Here is a 428-nt window from a genome sequence, read left to right on the forward strand (position 1 = left end):
AGCGTGGACTCGCGCCGCGGGTTCGGCCATTATGAGTCCGACACCGTGGTCGGCGCGTCCCCGTCGAAACGGTGCATCGACACGCAGGTCGAGCGCAGGAGCCGCAAGCTGTTCGCCAGGTTCATCCCCGACAAGAGCGCGCTGGCGACCGCGCGCGCCGAATACGACATCTACAGCCGCATCCCCGCGCCCGCGCGCATCGACCGGACCTGGGACAACGGGACCGAGTCCTCCTGCCACCTGCTCGTGGACGAGGCGCTCGGCATGCTGACCTACTATGCGGACCCGTACTCCTCGTGGCAGCGCGGCACGAACGAGAACCGCAACGGCAGGATCCGCCGCTACCTGCCCAAGGGGACCGGCTTCGACGGCCTTTCGGACGAGGACCTGCAGGCCATCGTCCAGGAGATCAACGACACCCCGCTGAA

At 67.8% G+C, this 428-nt stretch carries 1 protein-coding gene; it reads left to right on the plus strand.

Going from position 1 to position 428, the window contains the following annotated elements; translation table 11 throughout:
• The coding region (locus AC1AZA_RS11400) for an IS30 family transposase (RefSeq protein ID WP_476514767.1) at positions 1–428 on the plus strand (428 nt) is incomplete at both ends.

The sequence above is a fragment of the Bifidobacterium sp. LH_389 genome, from assembly GCF_056357235.1.